23 protein-coding genes and 1 riboswitch are annotated in these 23,576 nt (G+C 67.2%); of the genes, 17 read left to right on the forward strand and 6 right to left on the reverse strand.

Annotation, left to right across the window (positions count from 1 at the left end):
• The 4 genes from N800_RS16110 to N800_RS11300 all read left to right on the forward strand — a co-directional run.
• Positions 1–957: hypothetical protein (locus tag N800_RS16110; protein WP_036138527.1), on the forward strand; the 957-nt coding region annotated here is incomplete at its 5' end.
• Positions 958–1,020: 63 nt separating this feature from the next.
• On the forward strand, positions 1,021–1,689 hold the full coding sequence (locus N800_RS11290; protein WP_052108181.1) for a Vgb family protein: 669 nt from the start codon (positions 1,021–1,023) through the stop codon (positions 1,687–1,689).
• A gap of 218 nt (positions 1,690–1,907) precedes the next feature.
• Positions 1,908–2,681 carry a DUF899 domain-containing protein gene (locus N800_RS11295; protein ID WP_036138530.1) on the forward strand — a complete coding sequence of 258 codons (774 nt, stop codon included), beginning with the start codon at positions 1,908–1,910 and terminating at the stop codon, positions 2,679–2,681.
• Positions 2,682–2,844: 163 nt separating this feature from the next.
• Entirely contained in the window at positions 2,845–3,375 is a 531-nt protein-coding gene (locus N800_RS11300) for a hypothetical protein (protein WP_198032534.1), read from the forward strand.
• 97 nt (positions 3,376–3,472) lie between these two features.
• Here the strand turns inward: N800_RS11300 and N800_RS11305 are convergent, their stop codons facing one another.
• The 5 genes from N800_RS11305 to N800_RS11325 form a co-directional block, all read right to left on the reverse strand.
• Positions 3,473–5,062 (reverse strand): DHA2 family efflux MFS transporter permease subunit, encoded by a 1,590-nt coding sequence (locus N800_RS11305; RefSeq protein ID WP_036138535.1) that lies wholly within the window; start codon positions 5,060–5,062, stop codon positions 3,473–3,475.
• A 7-nt stretch (positions 5,063–5,069) separates the two neighbouring features.
• A complete protein-coding gene (locus tag N800_RS11310; protein WP_036138537.1) occupies positions 5,070–6,257 on the reverse strand; it encodes an HlyD/EmrA/EmrK family protein in 1,188 nt (395 codons plus the stop codon).
• Between the two features lie 40 nt (positions 6,258–6,297).
• Positions 6,298–7,773: an efflux transporter outer membrane subunit gene (locus N800_RS11315; protein WP_036138540.1), complete on the reverse strand. Its 1,476-nt coding sequence runs from the start codon at positions 7,771–7,773 to the stop codon at positions 6,298–6,300.
• 2 nt (positions 7,774–7,775) lie between these two features.
• Positions 7,776–8,225: a MarR family winged helix-turn-helix transcriptional regulator gene (locus N800_RS11320; RefSeq protein WP_052108182.1), complete on the reverse strand. Its 450-nt coding sequence runs from the start codon at positions 8,223–8,225 to the stop codon at positions 7,776–7,778.
• Between the two features lie 117 nt (positions 8,226–8,342).
• A complete protein-coding gene (locus N800_RS11325; protein ID WP_036138543.1) occupies positions 8,343–9,137 on the reverse strand; it encodes a cytochrome C assembly family protein in 795 nt (264 codons plus the stop codon).
• A 108-nt stretch (positions 9,138–9,245) separates the two neighbouring features.
• On the opposite strand from N800_RS11325, the gene N800_RS11330 reads away from it, so the two are divergent.
• Positions 9,246–9,563 carry a hypothetical protein gene (locus N800_RS11330; RefSeq protein ID WP_036138545.1) on the forward strand — a complete coding sequence of 106 codons (318 nt, stop codon included), beginning with the start codon at positions 9,246–9,248 and terminating at the stop codon, positions 9,561–9,563.
• Positions 9,564–9,566: 3 nt separating this feature from the next.
• On the opposite strand, the gene N800_RS11335 is transcribed toward N800_RS11330, so the two are convergent.
• Positions 9,567–9,971, reverse strand: coding sequence for a hypothetical protein (locus N800_RS11335; RefSeq protein ID WP_036138548.1), 405 nt, complete (start codon positions 9,969–9,971; stop codon positions 9,567–9,569).
• A 163-nt stretch (positions 9,972–10,134) separates the two neighbouring features.
• Positions 10,135–10,281: riboswitch (molybdenum cofactor riboswitch) on the forward strand.
• Here N800_RS11335 and moaA point away from each other — a divergent pair.
• The 12 genes from moaA to narI all read left to right on the forward strand — a co-directional run bounded on the left by moaA (position 10,273) and on the right by narI (position 23,575).
• Positions 10,273–11,253, forward strand: a complete 981-nt coding sequence (moaA, locus tag N800_RS11340) for a GTP 3',8-cyclase MoaA (protein ID WP_036138551.1) — start codon at positions 10,273–10,275, stop codon at positions 11,251–11,253. It overlaps the preceding riboswitch by 9 nt.
• Positions 11,254–11,260: 7 nt before the next feature.
• Entirely contained in the window at positions 11,261–12,259 is a 999-nt protein-coding gene (moaCB, locus tag N800_RS11345) for a bifunctional molybdenum cofactor biosynthesis protein MoaC/MoaB (RefSeq protein WP_036138552.1), read from the forward strand.
• Positions 12,256–13,512, forward strand: a complete 1,257-nt coding sequence (locus N800_RS11350; RefSeq protein ID WP_036138554.1) for a molybdopterin molybdotransferase MoeA — start codon at positions 12,256–12,258, stop codon at positions 13,510–13,512. The genes moaCB and N800_RS11350 overlap by 4 nt, the downstream gene beginning before the upstream one ends.
• Positions 13,509–13,769, forward strand: coding sequence for a MoaD/ThiS family protein (locus N800_RS11355; RefSeq protein WP_036138557.1), 261 nt, complete (start codon positions 13,509–13,511; stop codon positions 13,767–13,769). Before N800_RS11350 ends, N800_RS11355 begins: the two co-directional genes overlap by 4 nt.
• 2 nt (positions 13,770–13,771) lie before the next feature.
• Positions 13,772–14,311 carry a molybdenum cofactor biosynthesis protein MoaE gene (locus tag N800_RS11360; RefSeq protein WP_084087561.1) on the forward strand — a complete coding sequence of 180 codons (540 nt, stop codon included), beginning with the start codon at positions 13,772–13,774 and terminating at the stop codon, positions 14,309–14,311.
• Positions 14,292–14,858 (forward strand): molybdenum cofactor guanylyltransferase, encoded by a 567-nt coding sequence (gene mobA / locus N800_RS11365; protein WP_036138560.1) that lies wholly within the window; start codon positions 14,292–14,294, stop codon positions 14,856–14,858. The genes N800_RS11360 and mobA overlap by 20 nt, the downstream gene beginning before the upstream one ends.
• Positions 14,855–15,238: a hypothetical protein gene (locus tag N800_RS11370; protein ID WP_052108183.1), complete on the forward strand. Its 384-nt coding sequence runs from the start codon at positions 14,855–14,857 to the stop codon at positions 15,236–15,238. Before mobA ends, N800_RS11370 begins: the two co-directional genes overlap by 4 nt.
• 155 nt (positions 15,239–15,393) lie before the next feature.
• On the forward strand, positions 15,394–16,800 hold the full coding sequence (locus N800_RS11375) for a NarK family nitrate/nitrite MFS transporter (RefSeq protein ID WP_036138563.1): 1,407 nt from the start codon (positions 15,394–15,396) through the stop codon (positions 16,798–16,800).
• A 91-nt stretch (positions 16,801–16,891) separates the two neighbouring features.
• A complete protein-coding gene (locus tag N800_RS11380) occupies positions 16,892–20,650 on the forward strand; it encodes a nitrate reductase subunit alpha (RefSeq protein WP_036138565.1) in 3,759 nt (1,252 codons plus the stop codon).
• On the forward strand, positions 20,650–22,194 hold the full coding sequence (gene narH / locus N800_RS11385; RefSeq protein ID WP_036138566.1) for a nitrate reductase subunit beta: 1,545 nt from the start codon (positions 20,650–20,652) through the stop codon (positions 22,192–22,194). Before N800_RS11380 ends, narH begins: the two co-directional genes overlap by 1 nt.
• Complete coding sequence (narJ, locus tag N800_RS11390; protein WP_036138568.1) at positions 22,191–22,874, forward strand: nitrate reductase molybdenum cofactor assembly chaperone; 684 nt, start codon at positions 22,191–22,193, stop codon at positions 22,872–22,874. Before narH ends, narJ begins: the two co-directional genes overlap by 4 nt.
• A complete protein-coding gene (narI, locus tag N800_RS11395; RefSeq protein ID WP_036138570.1) occupies positions 22,871–23,575 on the forward strand; it encodes a respiratory nitrate reductase subunit gamma in 705 nt (234 codons plus the stop codon). Before narJ ends, narI begins: the two co-directional genes overlap by 4 nt.
• Position 23,576: the final 1 nt, after the last annotated feature.

Below are 23,576 nucleotides of genomic sequence, written 5' to 3' on the forward strand. Positions count from 1 at the left end.
GCGCTCGCGCTCGCGCAGGCCGCGGCCGTACTCCAGGCGCGTGCCGATCACGCCAACGCGCTGCAAGCGCGTCTGATCGCGGTGCGCCGACTGCTCCTGCTCGGCCGCCTCGATGAGGCCACGTCCTCACTGGCCGGCCTCGATACGTCCGGTGTGCCGCCGTCGCTGGTGGCGGTGGCCGAGCTCGCCGCCGCCGAAGTGGCGTTGCGCTCGCTGCGCACGGCGGCGGCACGAGTGGCGCTCGGCCGGGCCTTCGACGCGGCCGAACGCGCACGCGTGCCCGCGCTGCTCGCCGAAGTGGACGAGGCGCGTGCGGCGCTCGATCGTTGCGCCGCCCGGCGCATCCACGCTGGCCATGAGCAGCCGTTGCGCGTGGACGAGGTCGAAGCGCTGCTGGTCTCGGGCGCGCTGGTGGTCGATGCCTGCCGTCACGGCCTGCGCGCCGGTGACCGGTGGCTACCGCTGGCGCGACGACCGGTGTTGTTCGCGCTGCTGCGTGCGCTCGCGGAACGCTGGCCCGCCGACGTCGACCGCAACGTTCTTATTGCGCGTGTATTCCGTATCCACCACCCCGACGAGACGCACCGCGCGCGCCTGCGCGTCGAGATCGGCCGCCTGCGCGCGCTGGTGGCGCCATTGGTGGATATCGAGGCCAGCACGCATGGTTTCGCATTGGCACCGCGCGATGGGCGTGCCGTCGCCGTGCTGATGCCGCCCATCGACGGCGACCAGGCGTCGCTGCTGGCGCTGCTCGCCGATGGCGCGGCCTGGTCGACCTCGGCCCTCGCACTGGCGCTCGGGGCCAGTCAGCGCACGGTCCAGCGTGAGCTCGTCGAGCTCGAGGCAGCCGGACAGGTGCGCTCAGTCGGTCGCGCGCGCGCGCAGCGCTGGCTGGCGCCGCCGCTGGTTGGATTCACGACGATCTTGTTACTCCCGGCCGCGCTGCCGCTTGAGTAGATTGTTCCTGCGGCGCCACAGGTGAGCGCCCGGAGGAGCCAGGCGATGACCCGTACCCAAGACATGGCTGACGAGACGACCGGGCAGGTACCGGCACGCGCTGCAGAAATCGTGCGCGAGTACGGCCCGTTCGTCGGCGCCGCGAACATCAACGGCGTCACCCACGATGGCCAACGCGTGTGGGCCGCCACCGGATCCATGGTGATCGCCCTCGACCCCGACAGCGGCGAGGTCACGCGCACGCTCGATTGCGCCGGGCACGCCGGCACCGCGTTCGACGGAAAGCACCTCTATCAGATCGCCGAAGCACGCATCGACAAGATCGATCCCGCCACCGGCGATGTCGTTGCTTCGATCCCCGCGCCGGGCGAAGGCGGCGACTCCGGTCTGGCGTGGGCCGAGGGCAGCCTGTGGGTAGGGCAGTACCGCGATCGCAAGATCCACCGGGTCGATCCCGCCACCGGCGCGGTCCTGCGCACGATCGAGTCCAACCGCTTCGTCACCGGCGTGAGCTGGGTCGACGGTGAACTGTGGCACGGTACCTGGGAAGGCGACGAGAGCGAACTGCGCCACATCGACCCAGACAGCGGCACGGTGCTCGAACGGCTCGAGATGCCGCCCGGCATCGGCGTCAGTGGGCTCGAGTCGGACGGCGGCGACCTGTTCTATTGCGGCGGCGGATCGAGCGGAAAGATTCGCGCCGTGCGGCGGTCGAAGGGAGCGAGGCCATGATGCGATGTGTAGTTTCGACCTGAGCTGCGCAAGTCCACTCCAGCGATTGCGCTGACGCCCGCGCGCTGCGCCGCAAGGCAGGCGCGAAGCGGGCACGAAGCGGTCCCTGTCACCCCATTCCCAATCCGGTCTGACCACCGGAGACGGGCGCGCGTTGCCACTGTAGGGCAGGCCCGTGCGTTCACCACCATGGCCCATAGGGCCCGAGGAGCACACACATGAACATCGCAATTTCTGAACTGAATGCCGTCGATCATTCCGTCGTGTCGAAGGACCGGTGGCTAGCCGCACGCAAGACGCTGTTGGCACGCGAGAAGGAACTCACCCGCCTGCAGGACCAGGTCGCTCGCGAGCGCCGCGCGCTGCCGTGGGTGCGCGTCGAGAAGGACTACGTCTTCGATACGCTGGATGGTCAGCGCAGCCTCGCCGAGCTGTTCGAAGGTCGCGGCCAGCTGCTGGTGCAGCACTTCATGTTCGCGCCGGGCTGGGAGCAGGGTTGCAAGAGCTGCTCCTACATGGCAGATCACAACGACGGCGCCAACATCCACCTGGCGCAGCGCGACGTCACGCTGCTCGTCGTCTCGCGTGCGCCGCTCGCCGACATCGAACGCTTCCGCCAGCGCATGGGGTGGAAGTTCAAGTGGGTGTCCTCGCATGACACCGACTTCAACCATGACTTCGGCGTCAATTTCACCCAGGACGAGATGTCCAGTGGCAAGGTGGACTACAACTACGTCCGGCAGCCCTTTCCGCACGAGGAGGCGCCGGGGATCAGCGTATTCCACCGCAACGACGCGGGCGATGTCTTCCATACCTACTCGCGCTACGGCCGCGGCGTGGAGGTGATGATGCACACCTACGGCCTGCTGGATCTCACGCCCAAGGGCCGCGATGAGGATGGCCTTGATTATCCGATGGCGTGGGTGCGCCACCACGATCGCTACGAAACGCCAGCGAAGGCGGCGACTGCCTGCTGCGCGCCGAAAGCGTGAGTTGTGGCGTCCGGTCGGGGGATGCGTCGTGGACACGTTGTGGCCATGGCTGGCCGTCGCCGGGCTCGGCGCCCTGCATGGATTGAGCCCGGCGAACGGCTGGATGTTCGCCGTCGCATGGGGCGTGCGTGCGCGCGGCTGTGCATGGGAGCGACGTGCACAGGTGAGGCTGGCGCTGCTGCCCATCGCGATCGGGCACGTCGCATCGGTCGCGATCGTGGTTTGCGCCGTTGCGCAGGGCATCTTGCCGGACCGCAGGCTGGTACAGAGCCTGGCCGGCGCGTTGCTCATTGGCATGGCTTTGTGCCGCTGGCTGCGTGGCGCCGGGCAGCACAAGGCCAGCCATCACGTCGGCAACCGCATCAGCACGCGCGCCGGTCACGCCGGCATCGCGCTCTGGTCCTGCCTGATGGCCACCGCTCACGGTGCGGGGTTGATGCTGGTGCCGGCGCTGGTGCCGCTGTGCATGAGCGACCTGCCGGCGCGCGCGATCACCGCCTCCGGCTCCCTGGTCCTCGCATTGGCGGCCGTCGGTGTCCACATGGCGGCCATGCTGGCCACGACTGGCGTCATCGCCACTGGCGTGTGCCGCGGCGTCACCTTGCATCCCGGCCTACTTGGCAGCGCCGCGCTGCGCCACGGATGGACGGTCGCGCTTGCCGTCACCGGCGGGTTGTTGATGCTGCTTCGGTAGGAGCGCGGGTTGAGTTATCGACCCACACATCTTCGCTGCAAGGCCCATGCCGGTTGCGGACCGTGGCGTCATGCGCGTGCCGTGGCGCCTGGCGGGCTCAGTGCCCGCCCGCCGCCGCGCCACCACCGGCCTTCGCCGTGAACGGCGGCTTGGCCAACCACACGAACACGATCACCACCAGGAAAGCGATGCCGAGGAAGTGGAAGATCTCGTTGAAGCCGATCTGCCACGCCTGCTGCGCAATCATCTTGTCCAGCAGCATCGCGCCGCGTTGCACATCGCCCTGACCCAGCGTGGCCACGGTCTGCTGGATGGCGGGGTCGGTGGCGCTGACGTGTTCAGTCAATTGCGCGTGGTGGATGGTGCTGCGCTGCGTCCATGCCCACGTGGTCAGCGAGGCGGCGAAGCTGCCGCCCAGCGTGCGCACGAACGTGGCCAGGCCAGAGCCCGCCGCGATCTCATGTGGTTCCAGGTCCGACAGCAGGATGGTCAGCACCGGCATGAAGAACAGCGCCACGCCCAGGCCCTGCCACAGCTGCACCATGGCGACGTGGTTGAAGTCCACGTCCAGGTTGAAGCCGGCGCGGATGAAGCTGGTGACCGCCAGGGCCACGAACGCCAGGCTGGCCACCATGCGCAGGTCGAACCGTGCCGCGTACAGGCCCACGAACGGTGTCAGGAGCACCGGTAGGATGCCGATCGGGGCACTGGCGTAGCCCGCCCAGATCGCGGTGTAGCCCAGGTTGCGCTGCAACCACAACGGGACCATCAGGCCCACCGCGAAGAACGCCGAGTACGCGATCACCATCGCCAGCGTGCCGGCCGCGAAGTTGCGGTGGCGGAACAGGCGCAGGTTGACGATGGGGTCCTTCTCGGTGAGTTCCCAGATCAGGAACACCGCCAGTGACACGGCGGCAACAATCGCCAGCACCACGATGGTGGGTGAGTTGAACCAGTCCTCGTCATTGCCCAAGTCCAGCAGCACCTGCAGCGCGCCCACGCCCAGCACCAGCGTGGCCAGGCCCACGTAGTCCATCTTCGGCTTTTCCAGCCGTTCCGGCCGGCCCTTCAGCTGCCGGCCCACGACGAAGCTGGAGAAGATGCCAAGCGGAACGTTGATGAAGAAGATCCATTCCCAGCTGTAATTGTCGGTGATCCAGCCACCAAGAATCGGGCCCGCGATAGGCGCGACCACGGTGACCATCGCCAGCAACGCCAAGGCCTGCCCGCGCTTGTGCGGTGGATAGATGGAGATCAGCAGCGCCTGCGTGACCGGGTACATCGGCCCGGCAACGAAGCCCTGCAGCGCACGCGCGGCGACCAGCAGGCCCATGCTGTTGGCCAGGCCGCACAGCAGCGAGGCCAGCACGAACAGCAGCGTGGACCAGACGAACAACTTGCGCTCACCGTAGCGGCGCGTCAGGAAGCCGGTGAGCGGCAGCGCGATGGCCATGCTCACCGCGAATGACGTGATCACCCACGTGGCCTGGCTGCTGCTGCCGCCGAGGTTGCCGGAGATGGTGGGCAGCGACACGTTGGCGATGGTGGTGTCCAGCACCTGCATGAACGATGCAAGTGCCAGGCCCAGCGTCGTCAGCGCCATGTTCGCCGGGCGGAACGGCCCGGTCGCGGCGGCGTTGGGCGCCGCGCCAGCGTTGTCGCCGGCCGTGGTGTCTTGCGCGCTCATCGTGCGATCAGCCGTGGTTCGCGCCGGGCAGGTTGTGGCGGATCACGTCCTCGATCAACGCATCCGCATCGCTGAGCTGCTTGGCGTAGGCCTGCGTGGCCAGCACCGGCTCGGCCGGCTGGGCGGAGGCGAGCACGGCGCCCTTCTGGTCGCGGATGCTGATGTCCACGTGCATGCTCAGGCCCAGGCGCAGCGGGTGCTTGGCCACCTGTGCCGGATCCAGCTCGATGCGCACCGGCACGCGCTGCACGATCTTGATCCAGTTGCCGCTGGCGTTCTGCGCCGGCAGCAGCGAGAACGCGCTACCGGTGCCCAGCCCGAGGCTGACCAGCTTGCCTTCGAAGGCCACGTCGTCGCCGTACAGGTCGGCGTGCACGTCCACCGGCTGGCCGATGCGCATGTGCGCCAGCTGGGTTTCCTTGAAGTTGGCTTCCACCCAGACCTGTTCCAGCGGAACGATGGTCATCAGCGCGGCGCCGGGCTGCACGCGCTGGCCGAGCTGCACGTTGCGCTTGGCGACGTAGCCGGAGACTGGCGCGACGATCGCCGCGCGCTGCAGGTTGAGGTAGGCCTGGCGCAATTGCGCGGCCGCGGACTGCACCTGCGGCTGCTTGCGCAGCGAGGTGGCATCGACCAGCGCGCGGTTGCGCGACAGCTGGCCACGCGAGGCGGACAGCGCCGCTGCGGCGGAGGCCAGTTCCTCGCGCGCATGCGCCAGCTCTTCGGCGGAGACGGCACCGGTGGCGACCAGCCCTTCGCGGCGCTGAACGTCGGCGCGCGCCTTCTGCACCGCCACCTGGCGGACGCTCAGGTCGGCCTGTCCGGCATCCACGGCGCTGTAGAGGCCGCGCACCTGGCGCACGGTGTTGGCGAGGTTGGCCGTGGCCTGCTCGTAGGCCACCTGCGCATCACTCGGGTCGAGCTGCACGAGGGTCTGGCCGGCGGTCACCTTCATGCCGTCGTCCACGCCGATGGCAACCACGGTGCCCGTGGTCTGCGGGGTGATGGCCACGACGTTGCCCTGCACATAGGCGTCGTCGGTGGTTTCGTGCCAACGCGCGACCAGCAGGTACCACGCGAGGGACGCGAGGCCGGCAAGCACGATGACGGCCAGCAGAATCAGCAGGGCGCGCTTGCGCTTGCCGTTGGCGGCCGCGACAGGTGCGTTGGCGTTGGGGTTGAGTTCGGTGGTCATGGCGTGGGGCCTTGAAGTGCCGGGCGCGAATGCCGCGGCGTCACGGAGCGGAAGAGGTGGAGGCGGTGGTCGGCGAGGCGAGTTCGAGCCCGCCACCCAGTGCGCGGTACAGCTCGATGGCGGCCAGCGAACGTTGCGCGCGCAAGGCCGCCAGTTGCTGGTCGGCCTGCAGCAGCGGCCGCTGCGCCGCCAGCACGTCAAGCTGCGTGCCCAGGCCCGCGCGGTAGCGGCTGTTGGCCAGCGTCCACGCCGACTGGGCGGCATCGCGCGCCTGCGTGACCGAGGCGATCTGCGCGTCCAGCGAGCGGGCGCCGGAGACGGCATCGGCCACTTCGCGCAGCGCCGTACTCAGGTTGCCGTTGTACTGCGCGACGGCGAGGTCGTAGTCGGCATCGCTGCGCGCCAGCTGACTGCGCAGGCGGCCGCCATCGAAGATCGGTAGGCTGATCGCGGGGCCACCCTGCAGCAACAGCGCCTGACTCGAGAACAGGTCGGCGAGGTTGCCGGCGGCGAGGCCGACCATCGCGCTGAGGTTGATGGTGGGATAGAACTCGGCCTTGCTGGCCTTGATGCCGTGCTGCGCTGCTTCCACGCGCCAGCGCGCCGCGACCACGTCGGGGCGGTGCCCCAGCAGTTCGCTGGACATCACGGCGGGCACGGCTGGCGCAGGTGCCTTCAACAGTTCCGGGCGGGCGATGGCCAGGCCGCGATCGGGCCCCTGGCCAAGCAGCGCGGCAATGGCGTGGCGCTGCGCTTCGATCTGGTGGCTGGCGGCTTCGCCCTGCTGGCGTGCGGCGGCGACGGCGCTTTCGGCCACGCGCACCTGCATGCGGTTGTCCAGCCCGGCCTGGACCCGCTGCTGGCCCAACGCGAGCAGGTGCTCGGCGCGGGCCTGCTCGGCGTTCGCCACGTCCTGCGCCTCGAAGGCCTGCGCCAGCCCCACGTAGGCACTGGCGATCTGCGACGAGAGCGTCAGGCGCGCGGCCTGCGCATCGACCTCGGCCGCACGGGCCTGGCCAACGGCCGCTTCCCACTTGGCTCGATGGCCGCCCCACAGGTCGAAGCTGTGCTTGAGGTTGAGGCCGACGATGCCGACGCCGCTGTAATCGCCGCCGAGCGGCTCGGGGGCGATGGTCTCCGGGATCCGCAAACCGGCGTACTGGGCGCTGGCGGACAACGACGGCTTGCGCGCGGCATCGGCCAGGCCGGCCTGGGCCTGGGCCTGGCGCACCCGCGCGTCGGCCACCTCCAGCGACGGGGTGCCGCGGAGGGCTTCGTCGATCAGGCCATCGAGTTGGCGGTCGCCCAGCGCGGTCCACCAGTTCCGGCGGGGAAAGGTGGCGTCGGCGCGCGCGGCATCGCCCAGGCTCTGCTGGGCCGACAGCGTGTCGGCATCCGTAGGTGCGCCCGACGGTGCGAGGCCGTGCGTGCTGGCGCACCCGGTGGCGAGGACGGTGAACAGCGCCATCGGCAAAGCCGCCGCGGTCCAGCGACGGGAGCGGGAGGGGGAGGTCATGGTCAGGAACCCGAGGGGGTGAGGTTGTCGCGGACTTGGGTCAGCAGGGTGGTGAGGCGTTCGCGGTCGTCGTCGCTCATGCCGCGCATGGCCTGCTCGCGCACGCGGTGACCGCAATGACTGACATTGGTCCAGAGTGATTGGCCGGCCTCGGTCATGTGGATGCGCCAGGCGCGGCGATCAGCGGGGTCGGCGACGCGCTGGACGATGCCGCGCTCCTCCAGCCGATCCAGCAGGCGGGTCATCGCGCCCGGATGCAGTTGGGCCACGCGTGCCAGTTCGGTCACGCCGGCCGGGCCGTTCGCCAGTTCCTTGAGGGTCACGTACTGGCTGAAGGTGAGGTCGTAACCAGCCGCGGCCAGTTCCCGCTCCATCTGCGCCCACATGGCATCGCGCACCTGCCGGAATAGCAGGCCAAGCGTGGAGCCGCTGCAGGAAATGTCTTGGTTCATGCGCGCACACTATGTGCAAGCACGATATTTGTCAATGCAAGTACATTTGCAGTCGCGACCTGCTGAAGCAACGTTCAGCTACATGAAACTCGGGTCCGGAGCGGAGGATGGGCAGCGTCAGCTGCCCCGGCGCAGCACCAGTTCCAGCATGAATTTGCTGCCGAAGAACGCCAGCACCAGCAGTGCCATGGCGGCCAGTGTCCAGCGCACGGCCGTCGCCCCGCGCCAGCCGTAGCGCCAGCGCCCGACCAGCAGCGCGCCGAAGGTCAACCACGACAGCACGCTGAGCACCGTCTTGTGCACCAGGTGCTGGGCCAGCAGGTTTTGGACGAACAGCATGCCGGTCAGCAGCGTCGCGGTAAGCAGAACGAAGCCCGCGCTGATGGTGCGGAACAGCAGCGTTTCCAGTTCAACCAGCGGCGGCAGGGCACGCAGCCAGCGATGGAATTCGCGGCGGCGCAGGGCGCGTTCCTGCAGCCACAGCATGATGGCCAGCAGCGCGGCGACGGCGAGCGTGGCGTAGGCCAGGAGGGCCAGCCACGCATGCAGTTGCAGGCGCCAGTCCAGTGGCGCGCCCGAGGTCGTGCCGTGGCCCTTGGCCGCGCAGAGCAGCAGCATGGTCGAAGCCAGGGGGTACACCACCACGCCCAGCGCGGCCATGCGTCCGCCCAGCCCCACCAGCGTGGTCAGCAAGGCCATGCCCAGCCCGACCAGCGAGAGGGCCGCGAAGAAGTGCATGTCGGTCCCACCGCTGTCCTGCCAGGCGTGCGCATGCACCAACCCGTGCGCGGCAAGCGCGACCACGGCCGGCCATGCCCAGAGTCGTGACCGGGTGCGATCCCCATGCAGGCTGGTGACAAGCAGGCCGGTGGCGAGCAGGTAGAACAGGGCGGAAACGAGAACGAGTGTCATCGGCGAAGTGTCGCATAGGCGCGCGACGGCCGGTGGGCCCGCCGTCTCGCTGCTGCCCCTGGGCGCGGTGCTATGCTCGGTGCCACCTACCGTCTGAGGTACAGGGTCATGCACGCATCGCATGCGACGCATTCGTCCGACCACGGTTCGCTGTGGAAGGTGTTCTGGCTCTACGGCGTGATTCCCAGCAACCTGCTGTGGATCGCGGTGCTATGGCTCATGAACCGCGGCGACATGGCCGGCGCCACCTTGGGCCTGCTGGCCTTCCTGCTGGTCTACACCGCCTGGATCGTGATGGCCGTGTGGCGCGCGGCGCCGCATGCCCGCGATCCGCGCTACGGGGTGCTGGCCCGCGCGCTGACCGTGGCCTGGGCAATCAACACCGTGCTGCTGGTGTTCTTCCTGGGATTGCCGCTGCTGCGCTGAGCGTCAGCCGAACTGCAGGACCTCGCCGTTTCGATCGAAGGCGGCGAAGTCCGACACGCGACCGTTGTTGATGGCGTTGACCATGAAACGCAATGGTTGTGCGGCCTCGTCGGTGCTCGGGGCTATGCCCGCCCGCCCGGCGAGGCTGCCGACGAAGACGATGTCCCAGTTCTGTCCGGTCGTGGTCGACTCGGCGGCGAGCGCATCGAAACTGGCGATCTCGGCCGGAGCCTTGTCCACGCACAGGCAGGGAGAGATCGTTCCCCCCTCGCGCTGCTCAAAGCGCTGGCGCTGGTCGTCGGTGGCGTGTTCGGGCAGGTCCACGCGCGCGAACACGAACAACAGGCGTTGTGGCTCGGGTTGGCGGCGGGCGGCGTCGAGGAGGTCGTGGAACGTGGCGAGGCTCATGGGGCTTTCTGGTGGCCATCGTGGAGTGGCGCGACGCTAGCATGCCTGCCCGGCCGAGAGGCGCTGCCCCAGCTGTCTGGACCCCGGTAAACCTGTCTGGCTTGACCGCAATCAAGCGCACTCACGTTGTAAGGGACTAAGCTATTCATCAAGCGGGGGCTTGCCCCCGTGACATCTCCAAGCCCGGCCGCCTGTGCCCCCGTGGGTATGGCAACCGGGCCGTGGTTTCCGCGCTTGCGCGGGGGTCACCGGGTCGGACGGGAAACGGTCCGACCTCCCTGTATCGGACTGGAGTGACAACATGCAGACCCTCGTTGACGGCTTCGGGCGGGCGTTCCCGTACCTGCGTCTTTCATTGACGGAGGCCTGCAACTACCGGTGCAGCTATTGCCTGCCCGACGGCTACCAGGCCGATGGGCGGCCCAAGTTCCTTGCGCTGGATGAGATCGAGCGCCTGGTGCGCGGCTTCGCGGCGCTGGGCATGAGCAAGCTCCGCCTGACCGGCGGTGAGCCCAGCCTGCGCAAGGACCTGCCGTCGATCATCGCCGCGGTCTCGGCCGTGCCCGGTATCCGCAAGGTGGCGATCACCACCAACGGCTGCCTGCTGCCGCGCCACATTCGTACCTGGCGAGAGGCGGGGCTGACCGCGTTGAACGTCAGCCTGGACAGCCTGGACCCCCAGCGGTTCCACGCGATCACCGGTCACGACCGTTTCGCCGAAGTCACCGAAGGCGTGGAGATCGCGCTCGGCCTGGGCTTTGACTCGGTCAAGCTCAACGCCGTGCTGCTGCGCGGCCTCAACGACGACGAACTGCCGGCGTGGTGCGACTACCTGCGCGAGCGGGACGTCGCCATCCGTTTCATCGAGCTGATGCGGACCGGTGACAACAGGGCGTATTTCGAGCGGCACCACGTGCGCGCAGAGACGCTGGAGCAGCAGTTGCTGATAGCGGGGTGGTCGTTGCGGCCCCGTGCGCCGGATGCGGGGCCCGCGCGTGAGTACACGCACCCGGACTACCGCGGACGCATTGGCGTCATCGCCCCGTATTCGAAGGATTTCTGTGCCGGCTGCAACCGGCTGCGCGTCACCGCGCGTGGCGACCTGCGGCTGTGCCTGTTCGGCGATTTCGGCATCGCGCTGCGGCCCCTGCTGCAGTCCGACGCGGACCATGACGGACTGGTGGCGCGCATCGCCACCCAACTGGGACTCAAGGCGGCCGGTCACGGCCTGCACCAGGGTCAGACGGGGATCACCCCGCACCTGGCATCGATTGGAGGATGAGCGAACAATGACGACGGACCGTGCCGCGGCTTTCCACATGGCCGACATCCGCAACAAGCGCCCCACGCGACGGCGCGCGGTGGCAGTGGGCGAACTGAAGGCCGGGCCCGTGGCCTACCCGCTGATCGTGGAGCGACGCCTGCCCAAGGGCGACGCGCTGGTGATGGCCGAGGTGGCCGGGCTGCAGGGCGCGAAGCTGGCGTCGGCGCTGATGCCGCTGTGTCACCCGCTGCCGCTGGAGCTGGTGCGCGTGCGCTGTGAGCCCGTGCCCGAGCGGCATGCCATCCGCGTGTACTGCGAATGCGCGACCGAAGCCCGCACCGGCGTCGAGATGGAAGCGCTGGCCGGCGTGAACGCGGCGCTGCTCACGCTGTACGACCTGAGCAAGCCGGTGGAACCGGCGTTGGGCATCGACGGTATCCGCCTGTTGTTCAAGGAAGGCGGCAAGAGTGGCCTGTGGTTGCATCCCGACGGCATGAGCGATGCCGAGCGCGACCATTACCGGCCGCGCGACATGGTGCGCTTGCATGGCGTGCCCTGCGCGGTGATCACGCTCAGCGACCGTGCCAGCCGCGGCGAGTACGAGGACCGCTCCGGTCCCGTGCTGGTGGAAGGGCTGCGCAAGCTGGGCGCCAGTGTCGATCACATTGAAGTGCTGCCGGATGGCATCGACCCCCTGGCCGAGCGGCTGCGTTCGCTGGCCGCGCATGGGGTCCGCATCTGCCTGTGCACGGGCGGCACCGGACTTGGGCCGCATGACGTCACGCCCGAGGCATTGCGTCTGGTCGCCGACCGCCGTGTCGAGGGGCTGGCCGAGATGTTCCGCAGCGAGAGTGCGAAACACACCCCACTGGCATGGCTCAGCCGCGCCGACGTGGTGCAGGTGGGGCGCATGCTGGTGTTCGCGTTGCCAGGCAGCCCACGCGCCGCGCAGCAGGGCATGGACATCCTGTCCCCGTTGCTGGCGCACGCGCTGGCGATGGTCGACGGCGAGCCCCACGCATGATCGGCTACAGCGAAGCGCTGGAAATCATCCTGCGCGAGTCCGCGCGTCTGGAGACACTGCGCTGTGCGCCTGAGCACGCACTGGGCCACGTGCTGGCCGAGTCGATCGCCAGCGACGAATACCTGCCTCCATTCGACAATTCCGCGATGGACGGCTTTGCGTTGCACGTGGGTGGCGCCACGCTGCGCACCGGCACCGAATTCGATGTTGCCGGCGCGCAGGCCGCGGGGGATGCGCGCGTCGAGGCCGTGCATGGCGCCTGGGAGATCATGACGGGTGCGCGCATGCCTGAAGGTCTGGACGCAGTCGCGCCCGTGGAGCAGGTTGAGGTGCTCGCGCGCGATGCCGATGGGCGTCCCGTGCGCATCTGCCTGACAGCTGACGTGGAGGCCGGGCAGCATGTGCGTCGGCGCGGCGAGGACGTGATGCGTGGCACGGAGGTGCTGGAAGCCGGCACGCGACTGGGCCCACAGCACCTGATGGTGCTGGCGGCTCTGGGCGTGCAGTCGGTCAGCGTCGTGCGGCGACCGCTGGTGGCCGTGATCACCACCGGGCGTGAACTGGTGGACGACCCGGCACAGCCCTTGGCGTCGGGCGAAATCCGCAACAGTAATGGTCCATTTCTCGCGGCCCGTGTCATTGCCGCAGGCGCGGACGTGGTGTTCCGCGAAACGGTGAGCGACGATCCGGCGGCGTTCCTGTCCGCGCTCGAGCGCGCACTGGATGCCGGGGCCGACGTGGTGCTCAGCACCGGCGCGGTGTCCATGGGGCGCTACGACTTCGTGCCCGATGCATTGCGCGGAGTAGGTGCCACGCTCCATTTCCACAAGGTGCGGATCCGTCCGGGCAAGCCGCTGCTGTTCGGACGGCTCGCTGGCGGGCAGTTGTACTTCGGCCTGCCGGGCAATCCGGTATCGAGCGCAGTGGGTCTGCGCTTCTTTGTCGAACCGTCGTTGCGCGCGCTTACCGGCATTGCGCCAGAGCGGCCGTTGCGCGTGCCGTTGGCCGCGGCGTACCGCAAGCGGGCGCCGTTGCGTTTCCATCTCAAGGGGCGGGTCGCTGTCGATGAGACCGGCCGCCTGCAGGCACGGGTGCTGCCCGGCCAGGAATCGTTCCGCATCATGCCGCTGCTGGCGGCGAACGCCTGGATTGTCGTGCCGGAGGAGGCCGAGGCCCCTGAGGCTGGCGATCTGGTCGAAGTGTACGGACTGGGGCACCTGGAGGCCCCGCTGATGGACGAGGTGCAGGCATGAAAGTGCAGGTGAGCCTGTTTGGCGTCTTCCGCAGTTTCGATGCGGGCGCCCAGGTGGTGGTTGACGTGCCGGACGGCGCGCGCGTGGCGGACCTGCGGCAAGCGCTGGAGCAGTACGGCAACGCGCATTGGCAGGGTTTCAGCCCGGCGCTGTTGCGCCGGTCGGCCTTCGCCAGCGAGACCACGGTGCTTCGCGAAGCGGATCCGCTGCCGGCCGATGCCCGCATGGCGGTGTTGCCGCCGGTCAGTGGAGGTTGAGCATGGACCGGCATCACTGCGCGGTTGTCGACATTGCCGAAGGCCCGCTCGATCCGGCGGCCGCATTGGATTTCGTCTCGGATCCCGGGTTCGGCGGCATCGCCATGTTCGTGGGGCGGGTGCGCGACCTGAACCATGGGCGCGTGGTCACTGGCGTCAGCTATGACATGTTCGTGCCGCTGGCCTTGAACGGTTTCAGCGAGATTGCGGCCCGTGCTGACAATGAATTCGGCCCGAAACTCAAGCTTTACATCGCCCACGCCAAGGGACGCCTTGCGGTGGGCGACCTCGCGGTGGTCGTGGCCGCGGGTACGCCCCACCGCGACGAGGCGTTTCGTGCGTGCCGGCAGGTGATCGAGGCGGTGAAGCACACCAGTCCGATCTGGAAGCAGGAGCACTACGAGGACGGCGACAGCGTGTGGAGCGAGGGATGCTCGCTCTGCGGAACCGATGCCGCTGCCGAAACTCCGGCTGAGTCGGTGCCCCAGACCGCGCACGGCCACGAAGGATGCGACCACGGCCATGGAAACCACGGGCACTGAGCCTGATCCCTGGACCGGCGTCCTCCTCGCCGGCGGGCGATCGTCGCGCATGGGGCGCGACAAGGCGCACCTGGCATGGCGCGGGCAGACCCTGCTGGCACATGCATGTGCCACGCTGCGGACCGCCGGCGCTGCCAACGTCATCGTCAGTGGCCATTACCCCGAGTGCGCGGGCATTCCCGATGCGGAACCGGGGCTGGGCCCGCTGGGTGGCCTGGCCAGCGTGGTCCAGGCGATGCCTGATGGCGTGCTGGTGGTCGTGCCGGTTGACATGCCACTTCTGACGCCCGCGTTGCTCCAGTTGCTGGCGAGCCAGGACGCGACCGCCTGTGTCGCTTACCGCGACCACATCCTGCCGATGCGCTTGCGGCTGGATGACCGTTGCCGCACGGCCATCGCACGCCTGGTGGACGATCCAGCAGCAAGACGTTCGCTGCGCGCCCTGCATGAGGCGCTGGGGGGCGAATTCATCCCGGCACCGACCGAACATCTTGCGGAGCTGGTCAACTGCAATACGCCCCAGCAGTGGGAGGCCGCAGCCCCATGAAAGTGCAGATGCAGGGTCAGGCCCTGCGCATCAGGATCAGCGAGGCAGAACTGGCGCGACTTCTGGATGGCGAGACGGTGGAGAACCTGACCCGCCTGCCGGGAAACATGGCCCACCACCAGTTGCGCATGGTCGAGGCCGGGGAGCCTGCCTTGTTTGCAGCGCCCGGCGGATGGGCTTTCAGTCTGCCGCGCGGCGAGCTGGAGCCCTATGTCGCACGACTGCCTTGCCGTGATGGGTTGGTGGTGCGACTCCCGGTGGAGCAGGGCGGCGATCTGGAAGTCGAGTTCGAGGTTGACGTCCGGGACAGCGTCCGCAGCCGAGGCATGGGCAAGCGTGGGGCGCAATTCCCCGCCGCACCTGACCGGAACTCTGGTTGATCTGCGTCAAGAGGGTGTGAAGGCCGCGCCTGAATTTGATTCCGATCAATCTGGGGTCGGGGGATAGGGAGCACGCTGGCGCCGTCGTGAAGACGCCGCGCTCCTTGGGTGGGCGGCGTCGGCACATCCGGCTTTCCCTACCGCAGGTACGTCCCATGAACGCCCGACTGGCAAACAGGCCACGCAGCGTCGGTTCCCTGATCCATGATTGGAAACCGGAGGACGCCGCGTTCTGGGCGCGCACCGGCAATCGCATCGCCAATCGCAACCTCGCCATCTCCATCCCCGCGCTGCTGCTGGCATTCGCGATCTGGATGATGTTCTCCGCGGTGACGGTCAGCCTGCCGCAGGTGGGCTTTACCTTCACCACCGACCAGCTGTTCTGGCTGGCCGCCTTGCCGGGCCTCTCCGGCGCCACGCTGCGCATCTTCTATTCATTCGTGGTGCCGCTGTTTGGTGGCCGCCGCTGGACGGCCATCGCCACTGCTTCGTTGCTGATCCCCGCCATATGGCTTGGGTTTGCGGTGCAGGATCCGACCACGCCGTACTGGCAGTTCGTCGCCATCGCGATCCTGTGCGGACTGGGCGGCGGCAATTTTGCCTCGTCGATGTCCAACATCTCGTTCTTCTATCCGAAGGCCAAACAGGGCTTCGCGCTTGGCATGAACGCGGGCTTGGGCAACCTGGGCGTGTCGGTGACCCAGTTTGTCATTCCGCTGGTGATCACCTTCGGCCTGTTCGGCACGCTGGCGGGTGCACCGCAGGTGGCGGCTGACGGCAAGCTGTTGTTCCTGCAGAACGCGGGCTTCGTGTGGGTGCCGTTCCTGGTGGTGTGCAGCATCGCGGCCTGGTTCGGGATGAACGACCTGACCGCCGCGCGCTCCTCCTTCGCCGAGCAGGCGGTGATCTTCAAGCGCAAGCACAACTGGCTGATGTGCTGGCTGTATATCGGTACTTTCGGTTCGTTCATCGGGTTCTCGGCCGGCTTCCCGATGCTGATCAAGACCCAGTTCCCGGACGTCAACCCGATGACCTACGCGTTCCTCGGGCCGCTGGTGGGCGCGCTGATGCGCTCGGTGGGTGGCTGGCTGTCGGACAAGCTGGGTGGCGCGCTGCTGACCTTCTGGGTGTTCGCACTGATGGTGGCGGGCGTGTTCGCGGTGCTGCACTTCCTGCCCAGCGACGGCCAGGGCGGCAACTTCCACGGCTTCCTGGCCAGCTTCATGGCGCTGTTCGTGCTCACCGGCATCGGCAATGCGTCCACCTTCCGCATGATCCCGGTGATCTTCCGCACGCTGCACGAGCGCTGGTCGGCCAATGCCGACGCCGAAGGCAAGGTTGCGGCCACGCGCCAGGCTGGCATCGAGTCGGCGGCGGTGATCGGTTTCAGCTCGGCCATCGGCGCTTACGGCGGATTCTTCATCCCCAAGAGCTATGGCTCGTCGATCGCGATGACGGGCGGCCCCGAGACGGCGCTGTATGGCTTCATCGCCTTTTACCTCAGTTGCCTCGTGATCACGTGGTGGTGGTACTACCGCCGCGGCGCCGAGACGCCGTGCTGACCGCAGGAAAGGCACCCCGGACCGGCGCTGCCGGACCTTTCAACAGGATGCGTGACACCGCGATGCAATCGATTGCCAAGAGGGTTTTCCCATGAGTTATTTCCTTGACCGGCTGCAGTTCTTCAAGCGCAGTCCGGACACGTTCTCCGACGGCCACGGTGTCACCAAGACCGAAAGCCGGGACTGGGAAAACAGCTACCGCGCCCGCTGGCAGTACGACAAGATCGTGCGCTCCACGCATGGCGTGAATTGCACTGGCTCGTGCAGCTGGAAGATCTACGTGAAGAACGGCCTGGTCACCTGGGAGACGCAGCAGACCGACTATCCGCGCACCCGGCCCGACCTGCCCAACCATGAGCCGCGCGGCTGTCCCCGTGGTGCCAGCTATTCCTGGTACCTCTACAGTGCCAATCGCCTGAAGTACCCGCTGGTGCGCGGCGCACTGCTGCGGATGTGGCGCGAGGCACGCAAGACCCAGTCGCCGGTGGACGCGTGGGCGAGTATTGTCAGCGACCCGGCCAAGGCCAAGGACTACAAGTCCCGCCGCGGCATGGGCGGTTTCGCCCGCGTTCGCTGGGACGAAGCCAATGAAATGATCGCGGCTGCAAACCTGTACACGGTGAAGCAATACGGCCCCGACCGCGTGGTCGGCTTCTCGCCGATTCCTGCGATGTCGATGGTGTCGTATGCCGCAGGTGCGCGTTACCTGTCGCTGCTGGGTGGCGCGTGCCTGTCGTTCTATGACTGGTATTGCGACCTGCCGCCGGCCTCGCCGCAGGTGTGGGGCGAACAGACCGACGTCCCCGAATCCGCGGACTGGTACAACAGCCGCTACATCATCGCGTGGGGCTCCAACGTCCCGCAAACGCGCACGCCTGACGCGCATTTCTTCACCGAGGCGCGCTACAACGGCACCAAGACCGTGGCCATCACGCCGGACTACTCCGAGGTGGCCAAGCTCACCGATCACTGGCTGCACCCCAAGCAGGGCACCGACGCCGCGCTGGCGTTCGCGATGGGCCACGTGATCCTGAAGGAATTCCACGTCGACAACCCGTCGCAGTACTTCACCGACTACTGCCGCCAGTACTCCGACATGCCGCTGCTGGTGCGCCTGGAGAAGCGCGAGGACGGTCGCCTGGTGCCGGAGCGCTTCCTGCGCGCCAGCGACCTGGGCGGGCTCAACGAGACCAACAACCCCGAGTGGAAGACGCTGGCTTACGACGAGTCCACTGGCGAGGTGGTCGTGCCCAACGGCTCCGTCGGCTTCCGTTGGGGCGAGAAGGGCAAGTGGAACATCGAGGAGAAGGAAAGTGCCGGCCGCGAAACCCGCCTGCGCCTGACACTGAAGGACGCCAACGACGGCATCGAGCCGGTGAGCTTCCCGTACTTCGGCGGCATCGAGCACGAAAAGTGGACTGCGTCCAAGTTTGACGAGGTGCTGGAACGCAACCTCCCCGTGCGCCGCATGACCCTTGCCGATGGCAAGGAATGGGCCGTGGCCACCGTCTATGACCTGCTGCTGGCGCAGTACGGCGTGGACCGCGGCTTCGGTGGCGGCAACGTGGCCAGCAGCTTCGACAGCAACGTGCCGGGCACCCCGGCGTGGCAGGAGACGATCACCGGCGTGCCGCGCCATGACGTGATCGAAATCGCCCGCGAGTTCGCGCGCACCGCCGACAAGACCCGTGGCCGCAGCATGATCATCGTCGGCGCGGCGATGAACCACTGGTTCCACAACGACATGAACTACCGCGGCCTGATCAACATGCTGGTCATGTGTGGTTGCATCGGCCAGACCGGCGGCGGTTGGGCGCACTACGTGGGCCAGGAGAAGTTGCGTCCGCAGACCGGCTGGCAGCCGCTGGCATTCGCGCTGGACTGGAACCGTCCGCCGCGCCACATGAACGGTACGTCGTTCTTCTACTTCAACTCGGACCAGTGGCGTTACGAAAAGCTGGACGTGAAGGAAATCCTGTCGCCGCTGGCCGATGCCAGCAAGTACAGCGGCAGCCTGGTCGACTTCAACCTGCGTGCGGTACGCATGGGCTGGCTGCCCAGCGCACCACAATTGGGCCGCAATCCGATCGAAGTGGTGCGCGAGGCGGAAAAGGCCGGCGTGGCGCCGGTGGATTACGCCGTGTCCCAGTTCAAGCAGGGCACCCTCGATTTCGCCTTCGCCGATCCGGACGCGCCGCAGAACTTCCCGCGCAACATGTTCATCTGGCGCTCCAACCTGCTGGGCTCGTCCGGCAAGGGGCACGAGTACATGCTGCGACACCTGCTCGGCACGCGTCACGGCCTGCAGGGGAAAGACTTGGGCGAACGCGGCGCAATCAAGCCCGAGGACGTGGTTTGGCGCGACGAGGCGCCGGAAGGCAAGCTGGACCTGCTGGTGACGCTCGACTTCCGCATGTGCACCACGGCGCTGTACTCGGACATCGTGCTGCCCACGGCCACCTGGTACGAGAAGAACGACCTCAACACCTCCGACATGCATCCCTTCATCCATCCCCTGTCAAAGGCGGTGGATCCAGCATGGGAATCCAGGAGCGACTGGGACATCTTCAAAGGCATCGCACGTACGGTCAGCGACCTGGCGCCGGGCGTACTGGGCGTGGAGAAGGACCTGGTGTTGGTGCCGACGCTGCACGACACCCCTAACGAGCTGGCGATGCCATTCGGCGTGGCTGACTGGAAGAAGGGTGAGTGCGAGCCGATTCCCGGCAAGACCATGCCGTCGATGGTGGTGGTCGAGCGCGACTACCCCAACCTGTACAAGAAGTTCACCTCGCTCGGCCCACTGATGGACAAGCTGGGTAATGGTGGCAAGGGCATGAGCTGGAACACGCAGGACGAGGTCGAGTTCCTTGGTGACCTGAACCACCGTGTGCGCGAAGAGGGCGTCAGCCAAGGCCGCCCGGCCATCGACAGCGCCATCGACGCCTGCGAGGTCATCCTGCACCTGGCGCCGGAGACCAACGGCCATGTGGCGGTCAAGGCCTGGGAATCGCTGGGCGAATTCACCGGTCGCGACCACGCCCACCTGGCGGTCGGCAAGGAGCACGAGGCCATCCGCTTCCGCGACATCCAGGCCCAGCCGCGCAAGATCATCTCCTCGCCGATCTGGTCCGGGTTGGAAGACGAACACGTCAGCTACAACGCCGGCTACACCAACGTCCACGAGCTGATTCCGTGGCGCACGCTCACCGGTCGCCAGCAGTTCTACCAGGACCACGAGTGGATGGTGGCGTTCGGTGAGGGCTTCATGGGCTACCGGCCGCCGGTCAACACCAAGACCATCGCGCCGATCCTGGGCAAGAAGCCCAATGGCCACAAGGAGATCGTGCTGAACTGGATCACCCCGCACCAGAAGTGGGGCATCCACAGCACCTACAGCGACAACCTGATCATGCAGACGCTGTCGCGTGGAGGCCCGATCGTATGGCTGAGCGAGACGGATGCGCGCGAAGCGGGCATCGAGGACAACGACTGGATCGAACTGTTCAACGTCAACGGTGCCATCGCGGCCCGCGCGGTGGTCAGCCAGCGCGTGATGTCCGGCATGGCGATGATGTACCACGCACAGGAGCGCATCATCAACACGCCGGGCTCGGAGATCACCGGCACGCGTGGCGGCATCCACAACTCGGTCACCCGCGTGGTGGTCAAGCCGACGCACATGATCGGCGGCTACGCGCAGTTGGCCTACGGCTTCAATTACTACGGCACCACGGGCACCAACCGTGACGAATTCGTGGTCGTGCGCAAGATGGACAAGATCGATTGGTTGGATGGCGAGCCTGGCTCCGGACGACAAAGTCCGGCGGGCGCCCAGGAGGTGGTGTGATGAAGGTCCGTGCACAGATTGCGATGGTGCTGAACCTGGACAAGTGCATCGGGTGCCACACCTGCTCGATCACCTGCAAGAACGTCTGGACCAGTCGGGAGGGTGTGGAATACGCCTGGTTCAACAACGTCGAGACCAAGCCGGGCGTCGGCTATCCCAAGGAGTGGGAAAACCAGGACAAGTGGAACGGTGGCTGGGTCCGCACCCAGGCCGGCAAGCTGGTACCGCGCGCCGGTGGTCGCTGGCGCATGTTGGCGAAGATTTTCGCCAACCCCGACCTGCCGCAGATCGATGACTACTACGAGCCGTTCGACTTCGACTACCAGCACCTGCACGAGGCGCCTGACAGCAAGCACCAGCCGACCGCGCGTCCGCGCTCGCTGATCAGCGGCGAACGCATGCAGAAGATCCATTGGGGCCCGAACTGGGAGGAGATCCTCGGCACCGAGTTCGCCAAGCGCTGCAAGGACCGCAACTTCGACAATGTGCAGAAGGAAATCTACGGCGCGTTCGAGAAGACCTTCATGATGTACCTGCCGCGCCTGTGCGAGCACTGCCTCAACCCGGCGTGCGCATCGGCGTGCCCGTCTGGCGCGATCTACAAGCGCGAGGAGGACGGCATCGTCCTGATTGACCAGGACAAGTGCCGCGGCTGGCGCATGTGCGTGTCTGCGTGTCCGTACAAGAAGATCTACTACAACTGGAAGAGCGGAAAGTCCGAGAAGTGTATCTTCTGCTACCCTCGCATCGAGATGGGCGAGCCGACGGTTTGCTCTGAGACCTGCGTGGGCCGCATCCGCTACCTCGGCGTGATGCTGTATGACGCCGACCGCATCGAAGCGGCTGCCTCGGTGCCCGCGGAGAAAGACCTGTACCAGGCGCACCTGGACATCTTCCTGGACCCGTTCGATCCCAAGGTGATCGAAGCGGCGCGCGCGGAAGGCATCCCGGACAGCTGGCTCGAGGCTGCCAAGGCGTCGCCGGTGTACAAGCTCGCCATCGACTGGAAGCTGGCGCTGCCGCTGCACCCCGAGTACCGCACGCTGCCGATGGTGTGGTACGTGCCGCCGCTGTCGCCGATCCAATCCGCGGCCGAGCGTGGCCGGGTGGGTATGAACGGTGAACTGCCGGATGTGGCGTCCCTGCGCATCCCGGTGCGCTACCTGGCGAACATGCTCACGGCGGGCGACGAGGCTCCGGTGGTCCGCGCGCTAGAGCGGATGATGGCGATGCGCGCCTGGCGCCGCGCCTTGAACGTCGATGGCGTGGAGGACCTCGCGGTACTCAAGCAGGCCGGCCTTACCGTGGCGCAGGCCGAGGACATGTACCGCTACCTCGCCATCGCCAACTACGAAGACCGTTTCGTCATCCCCTCGGCGCACCGCGAGTATGCCAACGACGCCTTCGGCGAGCGCGGCGGTTGCGGTTTCAGCTTCGGCAACGGTTGCAGTGGTGACAGCCCGGCAGACCTGTTCAGCCAGCGCAAGACCACGGCCTACGCGGTCCACCCGAACCGCCAGGAAAAGCATGAGGTGGTCGAATGAGCCTGCTCAAGTTGGTGGGAGTGCTGCTCGACTATCCGCAGGACGAGTTGTGGCAGCATGGTGACGAGCTTGTGGCCGCTGCTGCCGATCCGGGTCTGACCGGCGCCCGCCGGCAACAGCTGGTCGACTTCACCCGCGAGCTGCTGGCGAAGGACCCGCTGGCTGCCCAGGACCAGTGGCTGTCCATGTTCGACCGCGGACGCTCCATGAGCCTGCTGCTGTTCGAACACATCCACGGTGAATCACGCGACCGCGGCCAGGCCATGGTCGACCTGATCGAAGCCTATCGGAAGAACGGCTTCGAGCTGTCGGCCAAGGAACTGCCGGACTACCTGCCGCTGCTGCTGGAGTACCTGGACCAGCGCCCGCTGGCCGAGGCCCGCGACTGGCTGCACCACGTCAGCCACATCGTCGGCCTGCTGGCCGCCCGTGCGGGTGAGCGCCAGAGCCCGTATGCCGTGCTGTTCGAGATTCTCGTCGAGTTCGCCGAGGGCAAGCTTGAACTCGGCGCCCTGCGTCAGCGCGCCAGCGAAGAGCCCCGCGACGATACCCCCGAAGTGATGGACCGGCTGTGGGAAGAGGAGGCGGTGCGCTTCGGCACCGAAGCGCCGGATGAGTCCTGCTCGCCTCCCACCCGCACGCCCGCACGTCACGCCGCCACCCGACAGGTGCAGCCATGAGTTACTTCCACCAGTTCGCTTTCCAGATCTACCCGTACATCGCACTGGCGGTGTTCTTCATCGGCAGCTGGGTGCGCTTCGACAAGTCGATGTACACCTGGCGCACCGGCTCCAGCCAGTTGCTCTCGGACAAGGGCATGCGAGTGGGCAGCAACCTGTTCCACGTCGGCGTGCTGGCCATCCTCGGCGGCCATCTCGTGGGCTTGCTGACGCCACATGCGGTGTATGAACACTTCATCACCGCGCCGCAGAAGCAACTGATGGCGATGGTGGTGGGCGGCGTGTTCGGCGCACTGTGCTTCATCGGCATCAGCATCTTGTTGGTGCGTCGCCTGACCAACCCGCGGGTTCGGGCCACGGGCACCTTCGGCGACATGCTGGTGCTGGTGCTGCTGTTCGCCCAACTCGTGTTGGGCATGGTCAGCATCGCCATCTCAGCCGGTCACATGGACGGCGGCGTGATGATGCAGTTGGGTGAATGGGCCCAGCACATCGTGACCTTCCGCTGGGGAGCGGCCAACTTCATCACCGATGTACACTGGGTCTACAAGCTGCACGTGTTCCTCGGCATGACCCTGTTCCTGGTCGCCCCGTTCACCCGTCTGGTGCATGTGTGGAGCATCCCGGTCAGCTACCTGTGGCGGCCGTACCAGGTGGTGCGCCGCCGGCAGCCCGCGCTGCGCTATGGGCCGAGGGCTTGAG

The sequence above is a fragment of the Lysobacter daejeonensis GH1-9 genome, from assembly GCF_000768355.1.
In the GTDB taxonomy this organism is placed as follows: Bacteria; Pseudomonadota; Gammaproteobacteria; order Xanthomonadales; family Xanthomonadaceae; genus Aerolutibacter; species Aerolutibacter daejeonensis.

Coding starts and splice junctions, on each gene's coding strand:
- moaCB (WP_036138552.1), top strand. CDS start 11,261: ATGACGACGGACCGTGCCGCGGCTTTCCACATGGCCGACATCCGCAAC.
- N800_RS11310 (WP_036138537.1), bottom strand. CDS start 6,257: ATGACCACCGAACTCAACCCCAACGCCAACGCACCTGTCGCGGCCGCC.
- N800_RS11350 (WP_036138554.1), top strand. CDS start 12,256: ATGATCGGCTACAGCGAAGCGCTGGAAATCATCCTGCGCGAGTCCGCG.
- N800_RS11380 (WP_036138565.1), top strand. CDS start 16,892: ATGAGTTATTTCCTTGACCGGCTGCAGTTCTTCAAGCGCAGTCCGGAC.
- moaA (WP_036138551.1), top strand. CDS start 10,273: ATGCAGACCCTCGTTGACGGCTTCGGGCGGGCGTTCCCGTACCTGCGT.
- N800_RS11370 (WP_052108183.1), top strand. CDS start 14,855: ATGAAAGTGCAGATGCAGGGTCAGGCCCTGCGCATCAGGATCAGCGAG.
- narH (WP_036138566.1), top strand. CDS start 20,650: ATGAAGGTCCGTGCACAGATTGCGATGGTGCTGAACCTGGACAAGTGC.
- N800_RS11335 (WP_036138548.1), bottom strand. CDS start 9,971: ATGAGCCTCGCCACGTTCCACGACCTCCTCGACGCCGCCCGCCGCCAA.
- N800_RS11375 (WP_036138563.1), top strand. CDS start 15,394: ATGAACGCCCGACTGGCAAACAGGCCACGCAGCGTCGGTTCCCTGATC.
- mobA (WP_036138560.1), top strand. CDS start 14,292: ATGGAAACCACGGGCACTGAGCCTGATCCCTGGACCGGCGTCCTCCTC.
- N800_RS11295 (WP_036138530.1), top strand. CDS start 1,908: ATGAACATCGCAATTTCTGAACTGAATGCCGTCGATCATTCCGTCGTG.
- N800_RS11325 (WP_036138543.1), bottom strand. CDS start 9,137: ATGACACTCGTTCTCGTTTCCGCCCTGTTCTACCTGCTCGCCACCGGC.
- N800_RS11330 (WP_036138545.1), top strand. CDS start 9,246: ATGCACGCATCGCATGCGACGCATTCGTCCGACCACGGTTCGCTGTGG.
- N800_RS11320 (WP_052108182.1), bottom strand. CDS start 8,225: ATGAACCAAGACATTTCCTGCAGCGGCTCCACGCTTGGCCTGCTATTC.
- N800_RS11355 (WP_036138557.1), top strand. CDS start 13,509: ATGAAAGTGCAGGTGAGCCTGTTTGGCGTCTTCCGCAGTTTCGATGCG.
- narJ (WP_036138568.1), top strand. CDS start 22,191: ATGAGCCTGCTCAAGTTGGTGGGAGTGCTGCTCGACTATCCGCAGGAC.
- narI (WP_036138570.1), top strand. CDS start 22,871: ATGAGTTACTTCCACCAGTTCGCTTTCCAGATCTACCCGTACATCGCA.
- N800_RS11315 (WP_036138540.1), bottom strand. CDS start 7,773: ATGACCTCCCCCTCCCGCTCCCGTCGCTGGACCGCGGCGGCTTTGCCG.
- N800_RS11305 (WP_036138535.1), bottom strand. CDS start 5,062: ATGAGCGCGCAAGACACCACGGCCGGCGACAACGCTGGCGCGGCGCCC.
- N800_RS11360 (WP_084087561.1), top strand. CDS start 13,772: ATGGACCGGCATCACTGCGCGGTTGTCGACATTGCCGAAGGCCCGCTC.
- N800_RS11290 (WP_052108181.1), top strand. CDS start 1,021: ATGGCTGACGAGACGACCGGGCAGGTACCGGCACGCGCTGCAGAAATC.